Here is a 26,084-nt window from a genome sequence, read left to right on the forward strand (position 1 = left end):
GGAGAACCCGCACCCTGTACCAGCTAAGGGCCGTATGCCCGCCCTGCGACGGGCTGACGCACCGGCCCACGACCCCGCACCCCCCACCCACCCCAGGGGCGCGGGGAACTGCGCGACCAGCCACCCACCAACCCGCACCCGAAAACGAACCCAACCGCTCAGCCGCCGGAGGCAGAAGCTCGCCTCTCCATCGCATCCCGCGCAGCGTCCTCGCTGACGTACACCTCGCACACGTGCCGCCCATCAGGCGTAGCCGTGTGCTCGACCTCCCAGAGGGACAACTCTCGCCCGTCCAGCAGCAAGAACGCATGCTCGTAGAGCGAGAAGCCTGCCCCCCGACCTCCATACGGCCGGCCGAACGCCTGAGTGATCTCGTGCGCGAACGCCATCCGCAGCAGCTCGGCCATCTCCTCACCCGGCCGGTCCGCGTTCTCGGCGCGCCGCAGCAACCGCCGTCCATGGTCCGCCGAGTCATCGAGCACGTACACATGCCGAGGCTCGGGAACCGGCGCCAGCAGCGCCAGAGCCGGCATCTCGAAGTCCGGCTCGTCGGGCGGCAGCGGCAACCGCGCGGTCGCGGCCCGCAGCTCCTCCCGGTCCTCGTACACCTCGTGCTCCACATGGCTGCCGGGCCCGGTGTTGTGGACCAGCTCCCACAGCGTGAGCGCCGAACCGTCGGCGAGCAGCCACGTGTGCCGGTACGTCCCGCGGTGCAGCCCGGCACTGTGGTGCGCGGAGTGCAGCGAACTGTCGTGCGCCAGCGCGGAGTCGAGCCGGCCTATCGTCTCGTCGGAGAGCTCGAAGGAGTTCAGGGCGCGGCCGAGGAGTCGCGCGAGATGCTCCTCAGGAGACTCGGGCGACTCGGGTGGCTCGTACGCTGCCGTCTCGTACGGAACGCTCAAGGTTTCTCCCGGCGTTGCTGCATGTCACCTTGTGGGTGCATACCGTAGCCCCTCAGCCGGACATCATGTCCGGGAACCGAGAAAACGTACGCACAGAAAACGCGGAACCCGCGCGGCAAGTTCCCCTCCACCCTGACACAACCCCAACTCCCCTGCTCGGAAGGGGGGCAGACACTCCTACCCGTGCGCCCCGCCCACCGGCACCTCTCACTCACCGGCCTCCCTTCCCCGCCTCCCCGCCGACCGGCCCCGCTACAAGTCGCCGTACAACTCCCCGTACGCCGGCCACACCCCACCCGGCCCCTCCACCGACTCGGCGGCCCGTACCGCCCGTACTATCGCCCACGTCACCAGATCCGCCCCGGCCGCGAGGAGTTCGTTCAGCGCGAGCGGGTTCTCCTCCGCCAGCGGACGCGCCCCCGTGGCGAGCGCGAACACCGTGTCCCCGTCGTTGAGCAGATGCACCGGCCGTACGGCGCGCGCGATGCCGTCGTGCGCCGTTCCCGCCAGCTTCTGCGCCTGCGCCTTCGACAACTCCGCGTCGGTGGCGACCACCGCGAGCGTGGTGTTCAGCGGGGGAGCGCCGTTCTTCGCCGCGGTCTCGGCCAGCCGCACCCGCGCCGCCTCGTGCACCTCCTCCGCCGGGTACGTCATTCGCCCCTGAAGCAGCTCCCCGTACAGCGCCCCCGTCAACGGATCCACCGCCGACCCCGCCGCGTTGGCCACCACCAGCGCCGCCACCGTGACACCCGAGTCGAGCACGGCACTCGCGCTGCCGATCCCTCCCTTCATGCTCCCGACCGCCGCTCCCGTACCGGCGCCCACACAGCCCTCCTGGACCGGTGCGCCGAGTTCGCTCGCCGCGGCTGCCGTCACCGCCTCGCGGCCGGTCGCCGCGTCGGGCCTGGCCCGGAAGTCGCCGCCGCGTCCCAGGTCGAAGACACAGGCCGCCGGGACGACCGGCACCACGTGCGCCGGATCGGGCCCGACGCGCACCCCGCGTCCCCTCTCCTCCAGCCAGGCCATCACGCCCGCCGCCGAGTCCAGCCCGTACGCACTGCCGCCGGTCAGGACCAGCGCCTCGATCTTCCGCACCACGTTGCGTGGATCGAGCGCGTCGGTCTCCTTGGTGCCGGGCCCGCCGCCGCGCACGTCCACGGCCGCGACGGCACCACCCTCCGGGGCCAGGACGACCGTCGTACCGGTCAGCCAACCACCGCCGGTCCGCGTGGCATGCCCCACGCGCAGCCCGGCCACATCTGTCAGAGCGCCAACTGTCATGGCACCCAGTGTCGAACAGATACCCGATCGCATACGAGTGGGAATGCATACGCGAGGGAAAGCGCCCGCGAGGGAGCCCGGCTATGCCATCCGAACCGGCCCACCCTCAGGGCCGTACCCTGGACCCATGAGCAGCACCCCCACCCCCGAACCCCGCCCTGCGCCTTCCCAGGGGGTGGCCCCGGCCCCCCGGGACTCCCGTAAACCCGCGCTGGTCTTCGACGATCCGTTGAGCCAGCAGTCCGCGGACGACTCGGACAGCGGGTGGGGCGAGCGGCCCAGCGGTGACAGTGCCGGAGACCTGGCCCGCTTCCTGGACGAGAAGCCGCCACACCACATCTGAGCTTGGCAGGTCCGGCGAGCGGTGGGCGCTATTGCTCGGTGTGCCCCGAGCCGCGCTGCGCCACGAGGGCGTCGCGGATCTCCTTCAGGACCTCCAGCTCGGTCACCTCGATGACCTCGTGCGCGCCCTCCTTCTCCTTCTGACGGGCCGCCTGCCGGGCCAGGTACTTGGACATCGGCAGCACCATCAGGAAGTAGACGACGGCCGCGGTGATCACGAACGAGAGCGTCGCGCCGAGCACCGAACCCCACATGATCCGGACGCCTTCCGCGGTGGCGCCTGTGCCTCTGCAGGGTCCCTCGATGCAGGAGCTGTAGTTGTCCAGGTTCTTTGTGCCGATCGCTCCCACCAGGGGGTTGATGATTCCCTGCACCACCGAGTTGACGATGTTGGTGAAGGCCGCGCCGATGACCACCGCTACTGCCAGGTCGACGACGTTGCCGCGCATCAGGAAGGTCTTGAAGCCCTCCAAGACGCCCGGATCCTTCTTGCTCTCGCTCACCAGGGAGCCCCTCTTCAGCCGCACGAGTTGTGGAGTGAACAGCTCCGCAACCTACGGCAGGGCGTGGCGACCTTGTCCAACGCCCCAGCTCCATCGAAGGACTTGACAGCCAGCCGGTGATCCTCTTGAGCAGACTCAGCACAGGGTCACCGCCAATCGTGAGGTCGCGCCGGCTCCGGCCAGCCGCACCGCCGTCTGCCGCGGCACCGACAGCATGACCAGCGCACCGCCTTCGGCCACCCCGTCCAGGGCCTCGGGAACCTTCGTCACCCGCACCCCGCGCGCGACCACCCGCGCGTCACCGCTGCCCACCGCCGACTCCTCAGCCGCGACGACATCGACACGATCGCCCGGCCGCAACAGCCGTACCGTCGCGCCGTCCGCGATCCGCACCGGCGCCGTCACCATCTCGACGGCCTGCCGCTCCCGTACCGGATCTCCCGGCACTCTCGACTCCGCCGCGACAGGCGGCGCACCTGCGGAGTGGGCCCTTGCCCGGCCCGCGTCCCGTGGCCCTGCCGCCACCAGCGCGGCGGCGGTCACGGCGAGCCCCGCGGCCACGGCCCGCCTTCTGTGCCGTACGAGCCGTCGCAGTTGGTACCGCCCGCCACGCACCCGCACGGGAGCGAAGTGCGGCACCTCGCACGTACCGGGCGCGTCCGTGCCCAACGGGCGCGGAAAGGAAGGGAGTAGCGACACGAGAACCACCACCAGCGGTCGGGAGATCGGCTTGCGATGCCAGATTGCGGCCTCGCGCCGAATCCCGCTGCGGTCCGTGGACTACCGGCCGGTTGTGGACAACTCGCTCACCCGAAGGGGGAGTTCCGCCCCAACCGAGCCGTCCACAGAGCCACCGAGCCGTCCACGGAGCCACTCTGAGAGCCCCGAACCCCTCCACAGAGCCGCCCTGGGCCCCCGGACCTCCAGACCCCCGCTCCCGAAGCCCTCGGACCGTCCTACGGCAGCTCGAACCCCGGATCCATCCCGCCCAGCGCCTTCGCGCACAGGCAATCCCGCGCCCCGTTCTCGGGCAGCCCCGCCACCGCGTCGAACAGCACGCCCCGCAACCGTTCCACGTTCGCCGCGAACACCTGCAGCACCTCCTCGTGCGAGACGCCCTCGCCGGTCTCGGCGCCCGCGTCGAGGTCGGTGACCAGGGTCAACGACGTGTAGCAAAGCTCGAGTTCACGGGCGAGCGCCGCCTCGGGATGCCCGGTCATGCCCACCACCGACCAGCCCTGCGCCTGGTGCCACAACGATTCGGCACGGGTGGAGAACCGCGGCCCTTCGACCACCACGAGCGTCCCGCCGTCCACCGGCTCCCAGTCCTGGCCGCGGGCCGCCGCCAGCGCGGCCTCGCGCCCGACGGGGCAGTACGGGTCGGCCAGGGACACATGCACCACGTTCGGCACCTGGCCCTCCGGCAACGGCATCCCGTCGAAGTACGTCTGCTCCCGGGACTTCGTACGGTCCACCATCTGGTCCGGTACGAGCAGCGTTCCCGGGCCGTACTCCTGACGCAGCCCGCCGACCGCGCAGGGCCCGAGCACCTGACGCGCCCCGACAGAGCGCAGCGCCCACAGGTTGGCGCGGTAGTTGATGCGGTGCGGCGGCAGATGGTGGGCGCGGCCGTGGCGGGGGAGGAAGGCGACCCGCCGCCCGGCGATCTCGCCCAGGAAAAGGGAGTCGCTGGGCGCCCCGTAGGGCGTGGCCACCTGTATCTCGGTCACGTCGTCGAGGAAGGAGTAGAAGCCCGAGCCGCCAATGACGCCGATCTCGGCGTTCTCCGTGTTCGCCATGACCGCACCCTAACCGGGTCCGAAAACGCCGCGGACCCCGCCGTCGTACGACGACAGGGTCTCGTAAGAAAGCCCTACGCGGCCGAGCTGCTGCTCGAGGAGGTGCCGGTGCCGGACGACGACGAGTCCGAGGACGACGAGGTCGTGGTGGACGACGGGGTCGTGGAGGCGGGGGTCGACGTGGAGGACGACTTTGCCGTCGAGCTGCTCGACGAGGAGCTGCGGCTGTCGTTGCGGTAGAAGCCGGAGCCCTTGAAGACGATGCCGACCGCGGAGAACACCTTCTTCAGGCGGCCATCGCAGCTGGGGCACTCGGTCAGGGCGTCCTCGCTGAACTTCTGCACCACCTCGAGGCCCTCGCCGCAAGCGGTGCACTGGTACTGGTAGGTCGGCACTTTAGTCTTCCTCCTGGCACTCTCACTCGATGAGTGCTAACGACCATCAATAGTGACCTATTCCCAGCATTCAGTCCACTGCCAGCGGTACGCGGTGACCGACGCCACGTGCGACGGTCCGGCCGACCGGCCTGGGCACGAGCCGCGAGCGCTGGGCCACGAGCGTCGCCAGAGCCAGCAGTGTTCCGCCCATCGGGACGAGGAAGCCGGCGCCGTCCCAGAGGCGGTCCTCCAGTTGCCCGGCGACGGTGACGGCCGCCGCCTGCCCGAGCGCGACCGCGCCGGTCAGCCAGGTGAAGGCCTCCGTGCGGGCGCCTGCCGGAACCAGGCCGTCGACCATCGTGTAGCCGGTGATCAGGGCGGGCGCGACGCACATGCCGACCAGGAGGCCGACTCCGGCGAGGGCGATCACGGAGTCCGCGGCCCACAGACCGGAGGCGGTCAGGGCCAGTGCCGCGTACCCGATGACCAGACGGCGGCGCGGTGCCGTCTTCCAGGCGATGGCGCCGCAGACGATCCCGGAGAGCATGTTGCCCGCGGCGAACGTGCCGTACAGGACGCCGTTCAGGCCGGGCTCGCCGATCGACTCGGTGAACGCGGCGAGCGAGACCTGCATACCGCCGAAGACGAAGCCGATGCCCAGGAAGGCCACGATCAAGACGCGCACTCCGGGGACCGACACGGCGGAAACGTGCTCCACGCGCGCGTGCCCCTCGAGACGTACCGCGGGCTGCGTGCTCTTCTGGGCCGCGAACAGCAGGCCGCCGACCAGGGTCAGCGCGGCCTCCGTGAGCAGGCCCGCCGCCGGGTCCACGGTGGTGCACAGCGCGGTCGCGAGCAGCGGGCCGAGTACGAAGGTCAGTTCGTCGGTGACGGATTCGAAGGCCGCCGCGGTCGTCATCAGGGGTGAGCCCTGGAGTTTGACGCCCCAGCGGGCCCGCACCATGGGCCCGATCTGCGGCACGGAGGCGCCGGTCGGGACGGCCGCCGCGAACAGCGTCCACAGGGGAGCGTCCGTGAGCGCGAGCGCCGTCAGGGAGAGACCCGCCACGGTGTGGACGAGGACGCCGGGCATCAGGACGGCGCGCTGCCCGTGACGGTCGGCGAGACGGCCGGTGAGGGGCGCGAACAGTGCCATGGAGACACCGGTCACGGCGGCGACGGCACCGGCGGCCCCGTACGAGCCGGTGGTGTGCTGCACGAGCAGTACGAGCGACAGCGTCAGCATCGCGAACGGCTGCCGCGCGGCGAAACCGGGAAGCAGGAACGTCCAGGCGCCGCGCGTGCGCAGCAGTTGCCCGTATCCAGGGCGGGAGGTGACCGAGGTCCTGGCGGACTCGGAGGTGACCGTGGATGCCACGGCCGTGCCTTTCTGCCGCCTGGTAGCGCGCGCCCGTGCGGGGGGCGCGCCGAGAGCTGTCCTCTTGCGCGGAACTGCGGTAGATACCGGGCCCGGGGAGGGCAGCGGCCGCCATACGGTCGCGCCAGCTCTGCGTCAGGCAGAGGTGGGTCGATCTGAGTGCGCCTTCATCGTACAGGCATCAATGATCGCGCCCCTGGGAAAGCGAGAATCCAGGCCGCTTTCACCTACGAAGTGCCGTTACCGCCCGTCCCCAGCCACCCCGCCAGCTTGCCGCCCCGCCCGACCGCCCGCAGTCGCCGTTCGGCCGCGTCCCGGACCGGGTCCGTGGCCACCACGAGGAGTTCGTCGCCGCGTTGCAGAATCGTCGTGGGCAGGGGGACGAACGATTCCCCGTCCCGTACGACCAGCGTGACCGCGGCGCCCGGGGGCAGCCGCAGCTCGTTGATCTCGACGCCGTGCATTTTCGACCCCTCTGGGATCGCGACCGACAGCAGATGTCCGCGCAGCCGCTCCAGAGGCGCCGATTCGATGCCCAGGTCGGCTGCCTCGGCGGCGGACTTGCCCAGGCTCAGCTTCCGGGCCAGCCAGGGGAGAGTCGGGCCCTGTACGAGGGTGTAGACGACGACCAGTATGAAGACGATGTTGAAGATGCGACGGCTCTCCTCGACGCCGCTCACCATCGGAATCGTGGCCAGGATGATGGGCACGGCGCCGCGCAGGCCCGCCCAGGACATCAGGACCTGCTCCTGCCACGGCAGCCGGAACGGCAGCAGCGCGATCACGACGCTCAGGGGACGCGCCACCATGGTCAGCACCAGGCCGATGACGAGCGCGGTCCAGAAGTCGTCCTTCAGCTCGTGCGGCGTGACCAGCAGGCCGAGCAGGACGAACATGCCGATCTGGGCGATCCAGCCGAGCCCGTCGGCGAAGCCGCGGGTGGCGGGCCAGTGCGGCAGCTTCTGGTTGCCGAGCACCATCGACGCCAGATACACGGCGAGGAAGCCACTGCCGTGGGCGAGCGCCCCGCCCGCGTACGCCATGACCGCGATGGCCATGACGGCGATCGGGTAGAGGCCGGAGGCGGGCAGTGCCACATGACGCAGTCCGTACGCGCCGGCGAAGCCCACCGCGAGCCCGATGGCCGCGCCGATGGCCAGCTCCAGGGCTATCGTGCCGAGCAGCGCGTACCAGTGCTCCACCGGACCGGCCGTGGAGAAGGCGACGACGAGGATGACCACCGGAGCGTCGTTGAAGCCGGACTCGGCCTCCAGCATGCCCGTCAGGCGCGCGGGGAGGGGCACTCTGCGCAGCACCGAGAAGACCGCCGCCGCGTCCGTCGAGGAGACCACCGCGCCGACGATGAGCGCCTGCCGCCATTCCAGATCGATCAGGTAGTGGGCCGCGGTGGCCGTGACGCCGACGCTCACCGCGACCCCCACCAGCGCCAGTGACGAGGCGGCCGGAAGCGCCGGCTTGATGTCCTTCCACTGCGTGCCGAGACCGCCCTCGGCCAGGATCACGACCAGGGCCGCGTACCCGAAGACCTGGGTCAGTTCGGCGTTGTCGAACTGGATGTTGCCGACACCGTCCTGTCCCATGGCGACGCCGATGCCCAGGTAGACGAGCAGGCTGGGGAGCCCGCTGCGCGAAGAGATGCGAACCGCTGCCACCGCGACGAGCAGAACGAGCGAGCAGATGAGCAGGAGCTGGTTGAGGTGGTGGACGGTCAGCGGGTGCTCCCCTCTCGGCAGTGCAAGTACTTCGTTACTTTACCTAACTCTTGACGCTTTCTTGACGATCGCGAATGTGGCCCCCATCGCCTGAAGAGCCCCGTTCCCGACTCCGCGTCAAGCCGCGCCAGGCCCTGACCTATGGTTGCTCCAGCGTTCAGTCAAAAGCACGGCCCCGCCTGCCGCTCGCGTGAGGACAGCAAGGACAGCGATGCCCCCCAACACCACCTCTTCTTCTGGTCAGACGCGCGGCAAGTCCGGCAGGAAGAAGGGGCGCAGAACCCGTCTGATCTTGATCGTCCTGGTCCTGGCCATCATCGGGGGCGTCGGATACGGGGCGTTCTGGTCCATCAGCACCGTGCGCGGCTCCTTCCCGCAGACCAAGGGATCGATCGAACTGGACGGCCTGTCAGGCCCCGTGGACGTCAAGCGTGACGGCAACGGGATCCCGCAGATCTACGCCGCCACCGACGAGGACCTGTTCATGGCGCAGGGCTATGTCCAGGCGCAGGACCGGTTCTACGAGATGGACGTACGCCGTCACATGACGTCCGGCAGGCTCTCCGAGATGTTCGGCAAGGGCCAGGTCGACAACGACGAGTTCCTGCGCACCCTCGGCTGGAAGCGGGTCGCGGAGGAGGAGTACAAGACCAAGCTGTCGGCCGAGACGAAAAAGTACCTCCAGGCGTACGCCAAGGGAGTCAACGCCTACCTCCGGGGCAAGGACGGCGAGGACATCTCCCTGGAGTACGCGGCACTCGGTTTCTCCAACGACTACAAGCCCGCGGAGTGGACTCCGGTCGACTCGGTGGCCTGGCTCAAGGCGATGGCCTGGGACCTGCGCGCCAACATGCAGGACGAGATCGACCGCTCCCTGATGACCAGCCGCCTCGGCCCGCAGCAGATCGCCGACCTGTACCCGCAGTACCCGTACGACCGGAACAAGACGATCGTCCAGGAGGGCGAGTACAACCGCAGCTCCGAGGAGTACGAGCAGAACGGCGGCACGGACACGTCCACGGAGGGCTCCGGGCTCGCCGGCGGCAGCACTGACCCCTCCGGGCTGCAGAGCCAGCTGTCGGGCCTCTACGACGAACTGGACGACGTCCCGACAGCTGTCGGCGTGAACGGCAACGGCATCGGCTCCAACTCCTGGGTCATCGGCGGCGCCCACACCATCAGCGGCAAGCCGCTCCTCGCCAACGATCCGCATCTGTCGCCGTCGCTGCCGTCGGTCTGGTACCAGATGGGCCTGCACTGCAAGAGCGTCTCCGACAAGTGCCAGTACGACGTCTCCGGGTACACCTTCGCGGGCCTGCCTGGCGTGGTCATAGGCCACAACAAGAACATCGCCTGGGGGATGACCAACTCCGGTGCCGACGTCGCCGACCTGTACCTGGAGAAGCTCACCGGGGACGGCTACGAGTACGACGGCAAGGTGAGGTCCTTCACCAGCCGTGAGGAGAAGATCGACGTCGCGGGCGGCGACAGCAAGACGATCGTCGTCCGGGAGACCAACAACGGGCCGCTGCTGTCCGACCGCGACGACGAGCTCGTGAAGGTCGGCAGGAAGGCCACCGTCGACCAGTCGGCCCCCGACCGCGGCGACGGCTACGGCATCGCGCTGCGCTGGACCGCCCTGGACCCCGGCACCTCGATGGACGCCGTCTTCGCGATGAACAAGGCCACCGACTGGAACGGCTTCCGCAAGGCCGCCGCCCTGTTCGACGTGCCCTCGCAGAACCTGATCTACGCCGACACCGAGAACAACATCGGCTACCAGCTGCCCGGCAGGATCCCGAAGCGCGGTGCGGGCGACGGTTCGCTCCCTGCGCCCGGCTGGGACTCCAAGTACGAGTGGACCGGCTACATCAAGCAGTCCGAGCTGCCCTACGAGTACAACCCGGAACGCGGCTACATAGTGACCGCCAACCAGGCCGTCGTCGACAAGGACAAGTACCCCTACACGCTCACCACGGACTGGGGCTACGGCACGCGCAGCCAGCGGATCACCGATCTCATCGAGTCGAAGCTCAAGGGCGGCGGCAAGGTCTCGACCGACGACATGCGCCAGATGCAGCTCGACAACAGCAGCGAGATCGCCAAGCTCCTGGTGCCCCTGCTGCTCAAGATCGACGTCCCCGACAAGGACGTACGGGACGGGCAGAAGCTCCTGGAGGGCTGGAACTACACCCAGGACGCCGATTCGGCGGCTGCCGCCTACTTCAACGCGGTCTGGCGCAACATCCTGAAGCTCGCGTTCGGCAACAAGCTGCCCAAGGAGCTGCGGGTCGAGGGCCAGTGCCTGTACGTCGAGCCGGTCGACACCACCGGTCCGGCCGACGAGGACCAGCGGGTGCGCGAGTGCGGCCAGCGTGACGCGGACAGCGCGCAGCCGGACGGCGGCGACCGCTGGTTCGAGGTGGTCAGGTCGATCCTCGACGACGAGGACAGCGACTGGTGGCAGACGCCCGGCAACCGCACCGACGAGGCGGCCACGAACCGCGACGAGCTCTTCGGGCGGGCCCTGGAGGACGCCCGCTGGGAGCTGACCGCCAAGCTCGGCAAGGACATGGACACCTGGAACTGGGGCCGCCTGCACCGGCTGTACCTGAAGAACCAGACCATGGGCACCGACGGCCCCGGCTTCCTGCAGTTCATGCTCAACCGCGGCCCGTACAACCTGGGCGGCGGTGAGGCCGCGGTCAGCGCCACCGGCTGGAACGCCGCCGGCGGCTACACCGTGGTCTGGGTGCCGTCGATGCGGATGGTCGTGAACCTCGACGACTTCGACAAGTCGAAGTGGATCAATCTCACCGGCGCCTCCGGGCACGCCTACAACGCCCACTACATCGACCAGACCGACAAGTGGGCCAAGGGCGAGCTGCTGGACTGGGTCTCCACGGAGAGGGCTGTCGAGGAGAACACCGAGGACACGCTGGTATTGCAGCCCTGAGGCGGACTTCGGCAGACCCCGCCGTGAATCGGCGGGCCCGGCCGTGAAAACGGCCCTCCACGCGCGCGTGGAGGGCCGTTTCGCACGTCAGCCTCTCCAGGGGCGTCACCGGAAGCGACGTACTCCCGAAGGGGTGATCACCGCGTGCACCGGCCGGTCATGCGGTTCCTCAGGGACACGATCGACCACTTCGGAGTCGTACAGCAGCACCACCAGCGCCGGATCGGCCCCCGCCCGCTCCAGCCGCGCGAGCACCCGGTCGTACGACCCGCCGCCGCGCCCGAGCCGCATCCCGCGCGCGTCCACGGCGAGCCCCGGCAGCAGGACGGCATCGGCCGACAGCACGGCATCCGGTCCGAGGCGCTCGCCCGCGGGCTCCAGGAGGGCCATTTTTCCCCGGTGCTGTACGCGGACGAGCGAGCCCTGACCGTCGTACGCGCCCCAGTCCAGGTCGTTGTCCGCCATCAGGGCCGGCAGCAGAACGCGTACCCCACGCGCGTGGAGCGCGGCGAGGAGCGCGCGTGTACCCGGCTCGCTCCCCACGGAGACGTACGCCGCCACGGTGCGCGCCCGCGCCAGTTCGGGCAGCTCCAGGGCGCGGGCGGCGAGTGCGGCTTCCGTTTCCCGTCTGTCATCAGCCGTCAACCGGCTTCTCGCCAGGAGGAACTCCTGCCGTAACATCCGCTTGCCAGGCTCCGCATCCGGTCTCGGCCGACTCACAGTTCACTCCCGTACTCTTGCTCATGCGCTCATATGAGAGCGAATTAACCGGAGCCACACATTCAATACTTTGGCACCGGATATGGTGACCGGCATGACTCAGGCACACCCCAGGATCAGCAAGGCTGTCATCCCCGCAGCGGGCCTCGGTACCCGGTTCCTGCCGGCCACCAAAGCCACTCCCAAGGAGATGCTGCCGGTCGTCGACAAGCCGGCGATCCAGTATGTGGTCGAGGAAGCCGCCTCCGCGGGCCTCGACGATGTCCTCATGATCACAGGCCGCAACAAGCGTCCCCTTGAGGACCACTTCGACCGCAACTACGAGCTGGAATCGGCCCTTCAGAAGAAGGGCGACGCCGACCGGCTCGCCAAGGTGCAGGAGTCCAGCGACCTCGCGACCATGCACTACGTACGCCAGGGCGACCCCAAGGGCCTCGGCCACGCCGTCCTGTGCGCCGCCCCGCACGTCGGCCACGAGCCCTTCGCCGTCCTCCTCGGCGACGACCTGATCGACCCGCGCGACCCCCTGCTCGCGCGCATGGTCCAGGTCCAGGAGCAGTACGGCGGCAGCGTCATCGCCCTCATGGAGGTCGCGCCCGAGCAGATCCACCTCTACGGATGCGCGGCCGTCGACGCCACCCCGGACAGCGACGTGGTCAAGGTCCACGACCTGGTCGAGAAGCCGTCCGCGGCGGACGCCCCGTCGAACTACGCGATCATCGGCCGCTACGTCCTCGACCCGCACGTCTTCGACATACTCCGCAAGACCGAGCCGGGCCGCGGTGGCGAGATCCAGCTCACCGACGCCCTCCAGCAGCTCGCCGCCGACGAGAAGATCGGCGGACCCGTGCACGGCGTCGTCTTCAAGGGCCGCCGCTATGACACCGGCGACCGGGGCGACTACCTGCGTGCCATTGTCCAACTCGCGTGCGAACGTGAAGACCTGGGCCCGGACTTCCGGACCTGGCTTCGCAGTTACGTCACCGAGGAGATGTAGCAACCTTGAGCAGCGCCGCGACCCGCGTCACCGGCCAGGACCACCTCTGGTCGGTGACCGAGCACCTGGAGGACATCCTCACGACCGTCCGACCCCTCGAACCCATCGAGCTGCAACTCCTCGACGCCCAGGGCTGTGTCCTGGTCGAGGACGTCACGGTGCCGGTCTCCCTGCCGCCGTTCGACAACAGCTCGATGGACGGGTACGCGGTCCGGGTCGCCGATGTCGCGGGCGCGAGCGAGGAGTTCCCGGCCGTCCTCACGGTCGTCGGAGACGTCGCGGCGGGCCCGACCGAGCCGCCCCAGGTGGGCCCCGGAGAAGCCGCCCGCATCATGACCGGCGCCCCGCTGCCGCCGGGCGCCGAGACCGTCGTCCCCGTGGAGTGGACCGACGGCGGCCTCGGCGAGGGCCCCGTCTCCCGGATGCGCGCCCACAGCGCAGCTCCCGAGGGCGCTTCCGGGCAGGTCCAGGTGCACCGTCCGGCTCCGGCACGCGCGCACGTGCGCGCGAAGGGCAGCGACGTCAAGGCCGGGGACCGCGCCCTCGAAGCGGGCACGATCCTCGGCCCGCCGCAGATCGCGCTGCTCGCCGCGATCGGCCGCGGGACCGTACGCGTGCGCCCGCGCCCGCGCGTGGTCGTCCTGTCCACCGGCAGCGAACTCGTCCAGCCCGACGAGGAGCTGGGCAACGGCCAGATCTACGACTCCAACAGCTTCGCCCTGACCGCCGCCGCCCGCGACGCCGGAGCCATCGCCTACCGCGTGGGCGCGGTCGCCGACGACGCCGAGACCCTCCGGGCCACCATCGAGGACCAGCTCATCCGCGCAGACCTCCTGGTCACCACGGGCGGCGTCAGCGTAGGGGCGTACGACGTCGTCAAGGAGGCACTGGAGTCCGTCGGCGACGAGGACGAGCCCGGCAGCGGCATCGAGTTCCGCAAGCTCGCCATGCAGCCCGGCAAGCCCCAGGGCTTCGGCTCCATCGGCCCCGACCACACCCCGCTCCTCGCGCTGCCGGGCAACCCCGTCTCGTCGTACGTCTCCTTCGAACTGTTCGTACGCCCCGCGATCCGCACCCTGATGGGCGTCGACGACATCCACCGGCCCACGACCAGGGCGGCCCTGAACACCGACAAGGCGCTGACCTCGCCCCCCGGACGCCGTCAATACCTGCGCGGGCGGTACGCGAACGGCGAGGTGACCCCAGTCGGCGGCGCCGGCTCGCACCTGATCGCGGCCCTCGCCCGCGCCGACGCGCTGATCGTGGTCCCCGAGACCGTGGAATCCGTGGAGCCCGGCACCGAGGTCGAAGTGGTCCTCCTCGGCTGACAGGGCCGGGATGGCGGTACCGTGTCGCGCACAACACGCCCGACCGGGAGCGCCATGAGTACCAACGACCGACTGACCCACATCGACGAGGCGGGTGCCGCCCGCATGGTCGACGTGTCCGGGAAGGACGTGACCGCGCGCACCGCCCGCGCCAGCGGCCGGGTCCTGGTCTCACCCCGGGTGGTCGAGCTGCTGCGCGGCGAGGGCCTCCCCAAAGGCGACGCGCTGGCCACCGCGCGCATCGCGGGCATCATGGGCGCCAAGCGCACACCGGACCTGATTCCGCTGTGCCACCCGTTGTCGGTGTCGGGTGTCAAGCTTGATCTGTCGGTCGCGGACGACGCCGTCGAGATCCTGGCCACCGTGAAGACCACCGACCGTACGGGTGTGGAGATGGAGGCCCTCACCGCGGTCAGCGTGGCGGCTCTCACCGTGATCGACATGGTCAAGGCGGTCGACAAGGGGGCGGTCATCACGGACGTACGCGTCGAGGGGAAGACGGGCGGCAAGTCGGGCGACTGGAGTCGGACATGACGTATCGCGCCCTTGTCGTCACGGCATCCAACCGCGCCGCCGCAGGGGTCTACGAGGACAAGGGCGGCCCCCTGATCGCCGAGGGGCTCGTCTCGTACGGCTTCGACGTGGACGGACCCCGGGTCGTCCCCGACGGTGATCCCGTGGAGGCCGCCCTGCGCGAGGGCGTCGAGACCGGGTATGACGTCATCGTGACCACCGGAGGCACCGGCATCTCGCCCACCGACCGCACCCCCGAAGCCACCCGGCGCGTCCTCGACCACGAGGTGCCGGGCATTGCGGAGGCCATCCGAGCGTTCGGAAGGGAGAAGGTGCCGACGTCGGCGCTGTCCCGAGGCCTGGCCGGAGTCGCCGGACGGACGCTGATCGTGAACCTGCCGGGTTCCACCGGCGGGGTCAGGGACGGACTCGCCGTCCTGGAACCCCTGTTGATCCACGCCGTGGACCAGCTCCGCGGCGGCGATCACCCCAGACCCAGTGGCAGTGGGGGTGCGAGCTGAACAGCCCATCCTGGCCGGTCGAGCTGGTGGACGCCGATGTCGTCCTCCGGCCCATAAAGATGCGCGACCACCGGACCTGGCGCGACGTCAACCGACGCAACAGGGACTGGCTGCGCCCCTGGGAAGCCACCATTCCGCCGCCCACGCCCAGCGGACCGATAGCGCACCGGCCGACCTACCGTCAGATGGTCCGGCATCTGCGCGCCGAGGCCAACGCGGGCCGGATGCTGCCATTCGTCATCGAGTACCAGGGGCGGCTCGTCGGGCAGTTGACCGTCGCCGGAATCACCTGGGGCTCGATGTGCTCGGGCCATATCGGCTACTGGGTGGACGAGGCGGTCGCCGGACGCGGAGTGATGCCGACGGCCGTCGCTCTCGCGGTCGACCACTGCTTCCGCACCGTCGGGCTGCACCGCATCGAAGTCTGCATTCGCCCCGAGAACGTGCCCAGCCGCCGGGTCGTGGAGAAACTCGGATTCCGCGAAGAAGGACTTCGTCCACGTTATCTTCACATTGACGGGGCCTGGCGCGACCACCTCGTCTTCGCGCTCACGGCAGAAGAGGTCCCCGAGGGCCTGCTCAGCCGCTGGCAGCGGACACGCTCCCGGAACACATCCGAAAACTCACCGCGGGACACCCCTCGGAACACGGCCTGAGCGCTCCGCTGGAAGTGCCGCAATGAGGCTGCGGGCCCGTCGTGGCTGGTCGCGCAGTGCCTCGGGCCAGGCTCCACCAAGGCCGCCGAGAACACCACCTAAATGAAATACGTGTTCGAAAATGATCGGTGATCGACCGTCCTGGGACACTAATTTCCCGGTCCCGGCGGTCTGCTGATCGCATCGGTCACAAAAAAAGCTCGAAATATCAGCCAGATCGTGCGACACACCGGCGGAATTGGCAGATGGCCTCACGTAAACCCCTCTACCGTGTGAGGCGTGAGCAGCAGCGGCCTCATCTACGCAGTCATTGTCGGGGCCTGGGCCGCCTACTTGGTGCCCATGTGGCTCCGTAGGCAGGACGAGCTGAATGAGGCCCGTCCGACGGAACGCTTCAGCACCGCCATCCGGCTGCTGTCCGGACGGGCGGGGATGGAGCGCCGATACGCCAAGGACCTGCGGGCGCGCTCCACCGAAGAGGGGGAGCGCGACGCCGAACCGGACGACCTCACCGCCTCGGTGGACGCCCGGGCCTTCGCCATGCCTCAGACCCGGCGCGAGGCACGGGGCAAGGTCGCGGACGTACAGGACGATGCGCGGGGTGTACGCGGTGAGGGGCGGCCCGAGGCGGAGGGTCGGCCTTCGGGGAAGCGGGCGTCCAGCCCGGCGTCCGAGTCCGGGTCCGCATCCGCGGCGGAGTCGAAGCCCGGTGCCAAGTCGGCGTCGCAGGCGGGCCGTTCGGCCGGGGCCAGGCCGGTGCCTCAACAGGGGGCCAAGCCGGGAGGGAAGCGGAGCGCCAAGCCGTCGTCGTCTCCGGCACCGACGTCATCGTCATCCTCCTCGCCCTCGTCGTCCCGTGCGCGCCGGGCTGCTGCGGCGGAGGCCGCCGCACGCGCCCGGCGCTCGAAGGTGCTCGCGCGCCGACGGCGTACGACGACGGTTCTCTTCCTCGCCTTCACGCTCGGCGCGATCGTGGCGGCTGTCGGAGGGCTCGCCCTCCTGTGGGCGCCCGGGGTGCCGGCGATACTGCTGAGCGTCTACATCGCGTATCTGCGCTCCCAGGAGCGGCGGCGGTTCACGTACACGATGGACCGCAGGCGCGCCGAGGCCGCGGCGCAGCGGCTGCGGGAACGGCAGCCGAGGCGACGACCGCCCGCCGAGCCGGGCGCCGCCGACGACCCGGAGGACGGACCCGAGCCGACCAGTGACCCCGGCCTGTCCGCGCTGACCGCCGACCGCCGAGCCCTCGTCGAGCAGACCGATCACGCGGAGTGGGTCGACCAGCAGCGCGAACGCCGCCGTGGTCCGGCCGGCGGCGACAGCTGGGACCCCGTACCGGTACCGCTGCCGACGTACGTGACGGCCCCCGTCGCCCCGCGCGCCACGTCCGGCGTCGACCTGGGCGCACCCGACGCGTGGAGCTCGGCACGGTCCAGCGCGGCCGAGCGCCCCGCGGCAGGGGCGGCTCCGACGCCGGAGGACGAGCCGTCCGAGCCCGACGCGGACTCGGACGGCGCCGCGGACGCGCGCCGCGCCGCCTCGGCCCGCCGCGCCCGCGAACGCGGCCGCACCCCGCTCTTCGACCAGTACGAGGACGGCGACCGACCGCGCGCCGCCAACGAGTGACAAGCGAGTGGCAGCGCCCCAGAAGCCCCGCCCTTGACCAGCCAGGAACGGATTTCCAAGCACCCGGACCCGGATGCTAGAGTTTCCCTCGTTGCAAGGGCCTGTGGCGCAGTCTGGTAGCGCACCTCGTTCGCATCGAGGGGGTCTGGGGTTCAAATCCCCACAGGTCCACCGCAATTGCTGTTCTTGAGTTGACTCAGGTTCGGCTGACGAGATCCCGGCGATCATGATGATCGTGCGGGGTCTTCGTCGTTTCCGGGGTGTAGTCGAGCCCGTTCGTGGTGGTGGATGGCTGCGGTCGGGGGAGCGCACTCGTTGCCGCCCCGATCTTTTCGGTTCTGCGCGTCACTGCCGGCCTCGATATGTTGTCGAGGCGGGCAGTGGGTGTGTGCTGTTCCTCTGGCTGTGTTGGGTCAGCGTCGGTCTGTGGCTCGCGGGTGCCCGGTGCCTGCGAAGGTGATCCAGCAGGTCTCGCGGGCGGTGTCCAGGAGGTACCAGATACGGCCGCCGCCAGTCACCTCGATCTGCCACTGCTCGCAGGTCTGGCCGCGGTAAGTGCCGTGCGCCAGGCTGTCCTTGAGCCGGTGATGTCGGGGTGTCTCGGTGGATGCTCTGGGGTTCGTGCGCATGGTGACCCAGGCGCGGTAGGTGTTCTCGCGGGCCTGCTGGGAGAGGTTCTCCCAGCCCTTGGCCGAGGCCGCGTCCGCAAAGCGGACTTCCCAGTGGCCTTCCGGTGCCGGTGCCGGTGGTGCGGCGCGGTCGCCGCGGCCCGCGGTCATCCGATGTCCCGCGGGTCCACAGCGGGGCCGTAGTCCTCGCCATGGTCTCTGGTCAGTGTGGCCAGCAGCTCGGGGTCGGAGTAGACCTCGGCTGTGTGCTGCCAGGCGATGAGCAGTTGGGCGACGGAGGCGTTGTTGCCGAGGGAGTCGGCGGCGCGCATGGTGTCGACCAGTTCGACGGCGAAGGCGTGGAGATCGGCCTCGGGCAGGAAACGGACCCATGGGAAGGCATCCGGCAGTATGTCGAGGAGAAGCTCCATACTGCCGGGCTCCCGGCGTGCCATCGCGGCCAGCATCCGGGTGGCGGCCGAAACCACGGTCTGGTCCTGCTCAGCCCGTGCAGCGGTGGTCAGGACCAGGTCCTCGCCGTCTCTGCGGTGCAGCAGTAGTCGCGGCGATTCCTTGAGTCGGGCGAGTGTCTTCTTGTTCTTGTTCACCAGCTCGGAGAAGTTCACGGCTGCGTTCTCGGTACTCACAACTTTGAAACTACTTCGAAATTGATGCTGGCGCCATCACTCAAAGGAGGGGTGCAGAGCCTCACTCCTGTACGCCCGCCGACCTCACCGCCCCTCGCCGCAAGGCGACCCCCGCGACGGCGAGTGCCGAGGGCACGGCGAGGAGTGCGCACGCCATGACCGTTGTGGCGAGGGCCGGCCAGGGGAACTGGGGCGGAGTGGGTGCCGACAGGATGGTCAGGGCGGTCCACATCGGCAGCAGGTTCAGGGCGGTGGTCAAGAGGCCGAGTACGGCTCCCACCGTCACCACCAGCAGGGTCTCTGTCGCGACCATGCGCAGGGCCTGGCCCTTGGTGGCGCCGGCCAGGCGTAGGGCGGCCAGGTCGCGGGTGCGGGAGCGGTCGGAGGTTGCCGTGATCATGGTGTTGGTCAGGGAGATGGCCGTGTACAGCAAGGCGATGCCGAGGACCAGGAGGATGCCGAGCCGGGTCGTGCGGTTGGTTTCGGGGTAACTCGACCGGATCCACTGGGACTTGGTGAGGATCTCGCCGCCCGTGCCGCGCACCGCCTCGTGCAGGCCCCTTGCCACCGCGGACCTGCCGGCACCCTCCGCGACGACCACGTCCACTCGGTCGACCATGGCGCCCGGAGCGTTGCGCGGCGTGACGTACACGCCGTTGTCGCCCGTGCCGATGGACAGTACGGCGGCGATCCGTAGGGACTTCTTCGTGCCGTCGCCGAGCCAGACGTCCACGCGCTGTCCGACCGTGTGCTTCTCCCACTCCTCGTTGACGATGATCGAGTCGTCGTCGAGGTCGCGGACTTTGCCGGCCGTGACCGGGAGGTGAGTGGTCGCGGCGAGCGTACGCGGATCGGCGGCGCGGGCCTCGGACTTGATGAGGGCCACGCCCTCCTCCAGGGTGTGCAAGGCGCTCGACGAGGTCGCGGAGACCACGGTTCCGGGCACCTCGCGCAGCCGCGCCACCGTCGGGAGGAAGTCCGCGCCGTCCGCCGGAGTGATCACGAAGTCGGCGGCCGTCTGCTCGCGGGTCTCGGCGGCCTTCGCCTCGTTCAGGGTGGCGGTGGCGCCGAACAGGGAGCAGGCCAGTGCGACCGTGACCAGGACGGGGGCCGCGACGGCGGCGGTGCGGCGTACGTCCGTGGCGGCGTTCTCGCGTACCAACCTGCCGATCACACCCGGCAGTTGGGCCGGGAGCCAGGCGATCGCGCGGGTCAGCGGACGTACCAGGACTGGGGCGAGCAGGGCGACCGCGGTGATCAGCAGCATGGTGCGGCTGATGTACGTCTTGCGGTGCAGCAGGTCGCCCGGATCGCTGAACAGGGCCATCCCCAGCGTCACGGCGGCGGTCAGCAGCAGCGCCGCGCCGCACAGCCCGCGGCCCCACGTCATCGTCCGCGTATCGATGGACGCCTCGCGCAGCGCCTCGGTCGGCGCCGTCCTCCCGGCTCGCCAGGAAGCGGCCACCACTCCGCACAGCGCGACGAGCAGGCCCGTCCAGAAGGCCAGGTGGTACGGCCAGGTGTGATCGCCGATCGTGAACCAGCCCGGCGCGAGACCGCCGTCGACCACCCGGTCGGCGAGCCACGGCGCACCGTACGCCCCGAGTACGCAGCCGGCGGCCGAAGCGAGTACCCCGATTACGAGGGCTTCGGCGAAGACCATGCGCCGGATCTGGCCGGAGGTCGCCCCGACGGTGCGCAACAGCCCGAACTCCCGGCGCCGTTGGGCCACCGCGAACGCGAAGGTGGACGCCACCACGAACACCGACACGAAGCCGGTGACCCCGCCCGCCGTGCCGAACAGGGCGTTCATCGCGGTCAGTGCCTCGCTGTCCCGGTCTGGGTCGGCATCGGCGTAACGGCGCGCGTTCCCGGTGAGCACCTGTACGCCGCTGCCGCGCACCACGCCGCGTACGGCCGCCGCGTCCGCGTCCACGACGAGCTGGACGCTGCGCGGCGACAGCTCGGCGGCGCGCGCGTCGGTGTGGAACACGGCGTTCTCGAAGCCGCGCCCGGCGACGGTGCCGACGACGCGTACGGTGCCGCGGTCGGTCCGTACACGCTCGCCAGGCCTCGCCCAGTCGCCGCTGACGACGACCTCGTCGGCCGTACGCGGCTCGCGTCCCGCCCTCATCTCGTACGGGGCGAAGGCCGCGGTCGACCAGGGGTGGCCCACCAGTTCGCGGGGGCCGCTCCGGGTCCGTACGGCGAACGACCGGTCCTCGACTACCGTCCCGAGGTCCTTCAGCCGCGCGACGACCTCGGCCGGTACGGCACGCGGATGCGCGAGCTGCCGCGTCTCGTCGCCGTTCGCGGTGGGCACACGCAGGGTGTCCGCGCCCTTCACGACGACCGGCGCCGCGGCGAATCGCTCGGGCCGGCGTTCGGGGGCGTCCAGCGAGGAGGCCAGGGCCAGACCCATCACGGCGATCAGCGCGACGCCCAGCGAGAGGGCGACGAAGCTGCCGACGAAGGAGATCCAGCGGGTACGCAGCGTGCGCAGGGCGATTCTCAGCACAGCATGGCCTCGATCTGGTGATTCGGGATTGTGACGGCTTCACGAAACCGTGTGGGGGCACAAGGCGCAGTGCGGCAGAGCCGAGACCTGGGGTAGGGCCAGGCCTACCTCCGATCCGCCCCCTGGACCGATGGCACAACCACGTACGCCGCTCATACGGTGATCCCCATGCATTCAGCGATCCCCGCGCAGCCCCGCACCGTGTGGCAGGCCATGACCAGGCCCGGCTACCTGCTGTCGGCATGGCCCTGGCGCTCGATCGCCTATCTGGTCACCGGTGCCGTGACCGGCGTCGCCGCCCTGGTGGCGATCGTGACCCTGGCGGCGGTCGGCGGGGTCCTCGCCGTCGTCCTGGTGGGGCTGCCGCTGCTGGTCGGCACGGCCCTGACCGGTCTGCCGGTGGCCCGCGTCGAGCGGCTCAGGCTGCGTCTGGTCGACCTGGAGCCGGTGCCCGACCAGCACCGGGTGCCCGCCGAGCCCGGTCTGTGGGCCTGGCTGATGACGCGGCTGCGGGAGCGGACGACCTGGCGGGAGCTCGGGTACGCGCTCCTGTTCGCGGGCCTGCTGTGGCCGGTGGACGTCCTGGTGCTCACCCTCGCGCTGCTGTTCCCGGCGTCCATGACGGCAACTCCGCTGCTGATGGCGACGGTCGGCGACGGCCATGAGGCGAAGGTGCTCAAGCAGTGGACGGTCACCAGCTGGCCGGCCGCCTTCGGCGTCGCCGTCCTCGGGCTCGTCCTGATGGGCCTGTGCGCGTACGTTCTCGGGGTCGCGGCGGGCGCGCGGGCCGCGCTGACGCGTCTGTTGATCGCCTCCCGCGAGGGCGACCTGGGGGCGCGGGTCGTCGAATTGGCGCGTTCCCGCGTCCGGTTGGTGGACGCCTTCGAGGCGGAGCGGCGGCGTATCGAGCGGGATCTGCACGACGGGGCGCAACAGCGCCTTGTCGCCCTGACGATGACCCTCGGCCTGGCTCGCCTGGATGTCCCGCCGGGCGTGCTCGCCGACCAGCTCGCCAAGGCGCACGACGATGCGGGCAAGGCGCTGGCCGAGCTGCGCGAACTCATCCACGGCATCCATCCGCAGGTCCTCGCGGACTACGGACTCCAGGCGGCCGTCGCCGACGCCGCCGACCGCTGCGTAATCCCTGTGGACCTGAGCCTGGAACTGCCCGGGCGCCTGCCCCAAGCGGTCGAGGCAGCCGCGTACTTCGTGGTGTGCGAGGCCCTCGCCAACGTCGACAAGCACAGCGCGGCCGGCCGTGCCGAGGTCGGCGGCGGTCACCGCGACGGGCGGCTGTTCCTGGAGGTACGCGACGACGGGCGAGGCGGCGCGGACGCCGGGAGCGGCAGCGGGCTGACCGGACTCGCGGACCGGGTGTCAGTACTGGATGGCAGACTTTCCCTGTCCAGCCCACCCGGCGGACCGACCTTATTGCGCGTGGAGATCCCTTGCGAGTTGACCGACCGGCCCGTTCGCTCCGTGTAGTCCTGGCCGAGGACAGCGTGCTGCTGAGGGACGGGCTCATCGGCCTGCTCACCCGCTACGGGCACGAGGTCGTCGCGGCCGTCGGCGACGCCGAGGCGCTGCTCGTCGCGGCCGGCGAGCACGGGCCGGACATCGTGGTGACGGACGTCCGGATGCCCCCCGGTTTCCAGGACGAGGGCCTGCACGCGGCCGTACGACTGCGCGAGACGCGACCCACGCTGCCTGTCCTGGTCCTCAGCCAGTACGTCCAGCGGACATACGCCGCCGACCTGCTCGACTCCGGCGACGGAACGGGCGTCGGCTATCTGCTCAAGGACCGGGTCGGGCAGGTGGAGGAGTTCGTGGACGCGCTGATCGAGGTCGCCGACGGCGGCACGGTCGTCGACCCCGAGGTCGTACGCCAACTGCTGCGCCGCCGCCGCGATCCGCTGGAGCGGCTCACCCCGCGCGAGCGCGAGGTCCTGGCGCTGATCGCCCAGGGCCGGTCGAACGGCGCGATCGCCCGCGAACTGGTGGTGTCCGAGGCCGCCGTCGGCAAGCACATCAGCGGCATCCTCACCAAGCTGGACCTGCCCCCGGCCGACGAGACCCACCGCAGAGTGCTGGCCGTACTGACCTTTCTGCGCGCCTGACGCTCCCTCAAAGATAGCCGCTTCACAGGGACTTCAGAGCGGTTTCGCGAAGCACCTGCTCGAGTCGTGGAAGCGGTAGTGGCCGAACTTGGCGCAGGGTTCGTAGCCGCTGGACGCGTAGAGGGCGATCGCCTCCGGCTGCTTCGTGCCCGTCTCCAGGACCATGCGCGTACGGCCGGCCGCGCGGGCGTCGTCCTCCAGGGCCGCGAGGATACGGCGGGCGAGGCCGTTGCCGCGTGCCTCCTCGATCACGTACATGCGCTTGATCTCCGCGTCGCCGTCCGAGTAGCCCTCGTCGTTCGCGTCCTGGGCACGCCAGCCGCCTGTGGCCACCGGCCGCTCCTGCGCGTCGTACGCGATGAGATACAGGCCGAGCGGCGGCTCGAACATCGACGGATCGAGAGGGGTGACGTCACCCTCGTCCCCGTAGCGCGCGGCGTACTCGGCCTGGACCTGGTCGTTCAGCTTGACGGCGTCGGGGTGGTCGAAGGAGGCGCGACGTATATACATGCCGAGTATCGTACTTCTATGCGCTGTGCGGTGGCGATCCATTTTTCCATGGGTAAGGCGGCCCCGGTGCCTCTGGGCAGGTAGCGGGGCTGCCGTCCGGGGAGGCTGCGCTGTCCAAGGCGGACAACCGGCGGGACGCGATCGGTGGGTACGACCAGACGGCGTGGCTGTTCCACCTCTCCCATGTGCTGTACGAGGAACGTGACCTGCCCGGCAGCATCAAGGCCCTGCAGCAGTCGATCAAGGTGCAGCCGAAGCCGGAGCGGCAAGGGCGCGTGCATTCGTATGCGCTGCTGGCCCAACGGCAGTACGCGTATGGGCATCTCGACGCGTCGTGCCACTCATGGGGCCGTTTTCTCGACGAGTACGAGCACATCTCATCGGCCCGCGGTGACGACCACTTCGAGACGATGCGCACACGGCTGCGGAGGCACGTGAAGGAACGGCCGGTGAGGGAACTGGCCGGGCGGGCGCGGGAGGTCGCGGCACTGAAGAGCTGACGGCCGGAAGTGATCGACCTGCTCGGCGATTTGGGTGTCGTACAGCAGGCGCTGGGTCAGGTTCGACTCCCACCCGCCGGCCTGTCTCCGTACCCCGAGGCGCCCGAGGCTGCCGCTGGCGAGGGCGAGCGTCCGCAGGGTGTCGCCCCACCAGACGTCGTGCCCGCGCTCGACCCGTACGCCTGGCCGCAGGAACGTGAAGTGGCCCCACTTGGGAGTGGATTTTGGCCTCCCTTGCGGAGCGATCATGAGGGACCGGTCACCGGTAACCCGGTTGCCATGGATTGGGTGGCCGGGGCGAAGATGCGGCTGTGAAGCATGAATCGGACGACGTGAACGAGGCAGTCGCGGGCGAGCTGCGCCTCATGGACCCCAACGTGCGGGCCTCGCGATCTTTGGCCAGGGAACTGCTGGACCCTGAGTTCGTCGAGGTCGGTGCCTCGGGCCGGCGATGGACCTATGAGCAGATGCTCGCCGCGTTGCCGGACATGGCGGGCGGTTTTGAGGAGGGTCCCCATTACCAGCCGTCGGACATCACGGGGGTCGTTCTGGCGCCTGGGTTGGTGCACCTCACTTACGAGACCATGATCGACGGTCGGCGGGCGCGCCGTAGCTCCCTCTGGCGCAAGCGGAGCGACGGGACGGGCTGGCGGATGTACTACCACCAGGGCACTCTCGTCTCGCCGGAGGCCGAATAGCAGGGCTGCCTTGGACCGTGTTCCTAGGTGGAGGCCTGCTGTTGTGCCAGGGTCTGGGCGAGCCGACAGGAGCCGGTTCCGGTCTCGATGATGTCGCCCCCGAAGGTGAGCCGGTCGACGATGGCCACGCGGAGGCCAGGGCTTCCTGCATCGTCCGCCGGTGAACTCCGTATGGTTCGTACGGATCTGGGCGCTCACCTCGGCAGACCCTGCTTTCGTCCCATTGACGATAAGTGTGATGTTCTGCCAAGCTGGCGAGGCGTCAATGTGCCGAGGAATACTCCTTTTTCGGCATCCGCGTGCGTCGTCCCAATTGGTGGTCCCGCCTGGGATCGCCGGCTGCACGCCACCGCCCACCCGCCGCGCGCCACCGCACCTGATGGAGTTCCCATGGCCCATGCCCCGCAGCCCCGCCTGGACACGTGGGCCATCGACCGGGCCGCCGGGGTACTGCTCGGCGCGGCTGTGGGCGATGCGTTGGGTGTGCCCTACGAGTTCCAGGCGACGCTGCGTGACGACCAGCAGCCGCGCATGATCGGCGGTGGTCTGGGGCCGTACGCGCCCGGCGAGTACTCCGACGACACCCAGATGCAGATCTGCATCGCCAAGGTCGCGGCCGACGGAGCGGATCTGCGCACGCCGGAGGCCCTTGACGCGATCGCCACCAACTTCCAGGGCTGGCTGAGCGGTGGCGCCAGCGACGTCGGCTCCCAGACCCGCGCCGTTTTGGGTGCCGCCGGCAGCGCCCCCGGAGCGCCGGGCGCGGCGATGCTGGCCGCCGCCCGCAGCTTCACCGCCGGCAACGACCGCAGCGCAGGGAACGGCTCGTTGATGCGCACCGGTGTCGTCGCCCT

At 70.0% G+C, this 26,084-nt stretch carries 26 protein-coding genes, 1 tRNA gene and 1 pseudogene; 14 read left to right on the top strand and 14 right to left on the bottom strand.

The window, feature by feature from the left end; genetic code table 11:
* Window positions 1–158: 158 nt before the first annotated feature.
* Window positions 159–902: a DUF6227 family protein gene (locus OP79_RS44375; protein WP_033328849.1), complete on the bottom strand. Its 744-nt coding sequence runs from the start codon at window positions 900–902 to the stop codon at window positions 159–161.
* A gap of 252 nt (window positions 903–1,154) precedes the next feature.
* On the bottom strand, window positions 1,155–2,183 hold the full coding sequence (locus OP79_RS44380) for a P1 family peptidase (RefSeq protein WP_033328850.1): 1,029 nt from the start codon (window positions 2,181–2,183) through the stop codon (window positions 1,155–1,157).
* Between the two features lie 127 nt (window positions 2,184–2,310).
* Here OP79_RS44380 and OP79_RS52990 point away from each other — a divergent pair, with 127 nt between their 5' ends.
* Complete coding sequence (locus tag OP79_RS52990; protein ID WP_078492425.1) at window positions 2,311–2,526, top strand: hypothetical protein; 216 nt, start codon at window positions 2,311–2,313, stop codon at window positions 2,524–2,526.
* Window positions 2,527–2,554: 28 nt separating this feature from the next.
* Here the strand turns inward: OP79_RS52990 and mscL are convergent, their stop codons facing one another.
* From mscL to OP79_RS44410, 6 genes are all read right to left on the bottom strand, one after another.
* A complete protein-coding gene (mscL, locus tag OP79_RS44385; protein WP_033328870.1) occupies window positions 2,555–3,028 on the bottom strand; it encodes a large conductance mechanosensitive channel protein MscL in 474 nt (157 codons plus the stop codon).
* 135 nt (window positions 3,029–3,163) lie between these two features.
* On the bottom strand, window positions 3,164–3,727 hold the full coding sequence (locus tag OP79_RS44390; protein WP_078492426.1) for a CpaB family protein: 564 nt from the start codon (window positions 3,725–3,727) through the stop codon (window positions 3,164–3,166).
* Between the two features lie 257 nt (window positions 3,728–3,984).
* Window positions 3,985–4,827, bottom strand: coding sequence for an S-methyl-5'-thioadenosine phosphorylase (locus OP79_RS44395; protein WP_033328852.1), 843 nt, complete (start codon window positions 4,825–4,827; stop codon window positions 3,985–3,987).
* 74 nt (window positions 4,828–4,901) lie between these two features.
* Window positions 4,902–5,222 carry an FmdB family zinc ribbon protein gene (locus tag OP79_RS44400; RefSeq protein ID WP_033328853.1) on the bottom strand — a complete coding sequence of 107 codons (321 nt, stop codon included), beginning with the start codon at window positions 5,220–5,222 and terminating at the stop codon, window positions 4,902–4,904.
* Between the two features lie 70 nt (window positions 5,223–5,292).
* Window positions 5,293–6,582: an MFS transporter gene (locus OP79_RS44405; protein ID WP_033328854.1), complete on the bottom strand. Its 1,290-nt coding sequence runs from the start codon at window positions 6,580–6,582 to the stop codon at window positions 5,293–5,295.
* A 227-nt stretch (window positions 6,583–6,809) separates the two neighbouring features.
* Window positions 6,810–8,336: a potassium/proton antiporter gene (locus OP79_RS44410; RefSeq protein WP_033328855.1), complete on the bottom strand. Its 1,527-nt coding sequence runs from the start codon at window positions 8,334–8,336 to the stop codon at window positions 6,810–6,812.
* Window positions 8,337–8,526: 190 nt separating this feature from the next.
* Between OP79_RS44410 and OP79_RS44415 the strand changes: the two genes are divergently transcribed.
* A complete protein-coding gene (locus OP79_RS44415; protein ID WP_033328856.1) occupies window positions 8,527–11,271 on the top strand; it encodes a penicillin acylase family protein in 2,745 nt (914 codons plus the stop codon).
* A gap of 105 nt (window positions 11,272–11,376) precedes the next feature.
* On the opposite strand, the gene OP79_RS44420 is transcribed toward OP79_RS44415, so the two are convergent.
* Window positions 11,377–11,952, bottom strand: a complete 576-nt coding sequence (locus tag OP79_RS44420; RefSeq protein ID WP_051745590.1) for a 5-formyltetrahydrofolate cyclo-ligase — start codon at window positions 11,950–11,952, stop codon at window positions 11,377–11,379.
* 133 nt (window positions 11,953–12,085) lie between these two features.
* Between OP79_RS44420 and galU the strand changes: the two genes are divergently transcribed.
* The 7 genes from galU to OP79_RS44455 all read left to right on the top strand — a co-directional run bounded on the left by galU (window position 12,086) and on the right by OP79_RS44455 (window position 17,803).
* Window positions 12,086–12,988: a UTP--glucose-1-phosphate uridylyltransferase GalU gene (gene galU, locus OP79_RS44425; protein WP_033328871.1), complete on the top strand. Its 903-nt coding sequence runs from the start codon at window positions 12,086–12,088 to the stop codon at window positions 12,986–12,988.
* A gap of 5 nt (window positions 12,989–12,993) precedes the next feature.
* Window positions 12,994–14,316: a molybdotransferase-like divisome protein Glp gene (glp, locus tag OP79_RS44430; protein ID WP_033328858.1), complete on the top strand. Its 1,323-nt coding sequence runs from the start codon at window positions 12,994–12,996 to the stop codon at window positions 14,314–14,316.
* 21 nt (window positions 14,317–14,337) lie between these two features.
* Window positions 14,338–14,850 carry a cyclic pyranopterin monophosphate synthase MoaC gene (moaC, locus tag OP79_RS44435; protein WP_373302362.1) on the top strand — a complete coding sequence of 171 codons (513 nt, stop codon included), beginning with the start codon at window positions 14,338–14,340 and terminating at the stop codon, window positions 14,848–14,850.
* A complete protein-coding gene (locus OP79_RS44440; protein ID WP_033328860.1) occupies window positions 14,847–15,350 on the top strand; it encodes a MogA/MoaB family molybdenum cofactor biosynthesis protein in 504 nt (167 codons plus the stop codon). Before moaC ends, OP79_RS44440 begins: the two co-directional genes overlap by 4 nt.
* Before the next feature lie 26 nt (window positions 15,351–15,376).
* The gene (locus tag OP79_RS44445) at window positions 15,377–16,006 is read left to right on the top strand and encodes a GNAT family N-acetyltransferase (protein ID WP_033328861.1); all 630 of its coding nucleotides are present in this window, start codon (window positions 15,377–15,379) and stop codon (window positions 16,004–16,006) included.
* 279 nt (window positions 16,007–16,285) lie between these two features.
* Window positions 16,286–17,632, top strand: a complete 1,347-nt coding sequence (gene sepX, locus OP79_RS44450) for a divisome protein SepX/GlpR (RefSeq protein ID WP_033328862.1) — start codon at window positions 16,286–16,288, stop codon at window positions 17,630–17,632.
* Window positions 17,633–17,729: 97 nt separating this feature from the next.
* Window positions 17,730–17,803: transfer RNA gene (locus tag OP79_RS44455), tRNA-Ala, on the top strand.
* A gap of 242 nt (window positions 17,804–18,045) precedes the next feature.
* Here the strand turns inward: OP79_RS44455 and OP79_RS44460 are convergent.
* From OP79_RS44460 to OP79_RS44470, 3 genes are all read right to left on the bottom strand, one after another.
* A complete protein-coding gene (locus OP79_RS44460) occupies window positions 18,046–18,411 on the bottom strand; it encodes a hypothetical protein (protein WP_033328863.1) in 366 nt (121 codons plus the stop codon).
* Window positions 18,408–18,887: a hypothetical protein gene (locus OP79_RS44465; protein WP_033328864.1), complete on the bottom strand. Its 480-nt coding sequence runs from the start codon at window positions 18,885–18,887 to the stop codon at window positions 18,408–18,410. The genes OP79_RS44460 and OP79_RS44465 overlap by 4 nt, the downstream gene beginning before the upstream one ends.
* A 61-nt stretch (window positions 18,888–18,948) precedes the next feature.
* Window positions 18,949–21,405 carry an FtsX-like permease family protein gene (locus tag OP79_RS44470; RefSeq protein ID WP_033328865.1) on the bottom strand — a complete coding sequence of 819 codons (2,457 nt, stop codon included), beginning with the start codon at window positions 21,403–21,405 and terminating at the stop codon, window positions 18,949–18,951.
* Between the two features lie 213 nt (window positions 21,406–21,618).
* Here OP79_RS44470 and OP79_RS44475 point away from each other — a divergent pair, with 213 nt between their 5' ends.
* Entirely contained in the window at window positions 21,619–22,890 is a 1,272-nt protein-coding gene (locus OP79_RS44475) for a sensor histidine kinase (RefSeq protein WP_033328872.1), read from the top strand.
* Window positions 22,854–23,522: a response regulator gene (locus tag OP79_RS44480; RefSeq protein WP_033328866.1), complete on the top strand. Its 669-nt coding sequence runs from the start codon at window positions 22,854–22,856 to the stop codon at window positions 23,520–23,522. Before OP79_RS44475 ends, OP79_RS44480 begins: the two co-directional genes overlap by 37 nt.
* 33 nt (window positions 23,523–23,555) lie before the next feature.
* Here OP79_RS44480 and OP79_RS44485 read toward each other — a convergent pair whose 3' ends face one another.
* Window positions 23,556–24,032 carry a GNAT family N-acetyltransferase gene (locus tag OP79_RS44485; RefSeq protein WP_033328867.1) on the bottom strand — a complete coding sequence of 159 codons (477 nt, stop codon included), beginning with the start codon at window positions 24,030–24,032 and terminating at the stop codon, window positions 23,556–23,558.
* Window positions 24,033–24,142: 110 nt separating this feature from the next.
* On the opposite strand from OP79_RS44485, the gene OP79_RS44490 reads away from it, so the two are divergent.
* Both OP79_RS44490 and OP79_RS44495 read left to right on the top strand, forming a co-directional pair.
* Window positions 24,143–24,532 carry an NsdA family TPR-like regulatory protein gene (locus OP79_RS44490; protein ID WP_483855340.1) on the top strand — a complete coding sequence of 130 codons (390 nt, stop codon included), beginning with the start codon at window positions 24,143–24,145 and terminating at the stop codon, window positions 24,530–24,532.
* 311 nt (window positions 24,533–24,843) lie between these two features.
* Window positions 24,844–25,230 (top strand): nuclear transport factor 2 family protein, encoded by a 387-nt coding sequence (locus tag OP79_RS44495; protein ID WP_033328868.1) that lies wholly within the window; start codon window positions 24,844–24,846, stop codon window positions 25,228–25,230.
* Window positions 25,231–25,253: 23 nt separating this feature from the next.
* Here OP79_RS44495 and OP79_RS52995 read toward each other — a convergent pair.
* Window positions 25,254–25,370: pseudogene (locus OP79_RS52995) on the bottom strand (IS21-like element helper ATPase IstB); the annotation flags it as partial.
* Between the two features lie 250 nt (window positions 25,371–25,620).
* Here OP79_RS52995 and OP79_RS44500 point away from each other — a divergent pair.
* Window positions 25,621–26,084, top strand: a 464-nt coding sequence (locus OP79_RS44500) for an ADP-ribosylglycohydrolase family protein (protein ID WP_033328869.1), incomplete at its 3' end; no start/stop codon positions are given.

The organism is Streptomyces yerevanensis (assembly GCF_000716805.1).
In the GTDB taxonomy this organism is placed as follows: Bacteria; Actinomycetota; Actinomycetes; order Streptomycetales; family Streptomycetaceae; genus Streptomyces; species Streptomyces flaveus.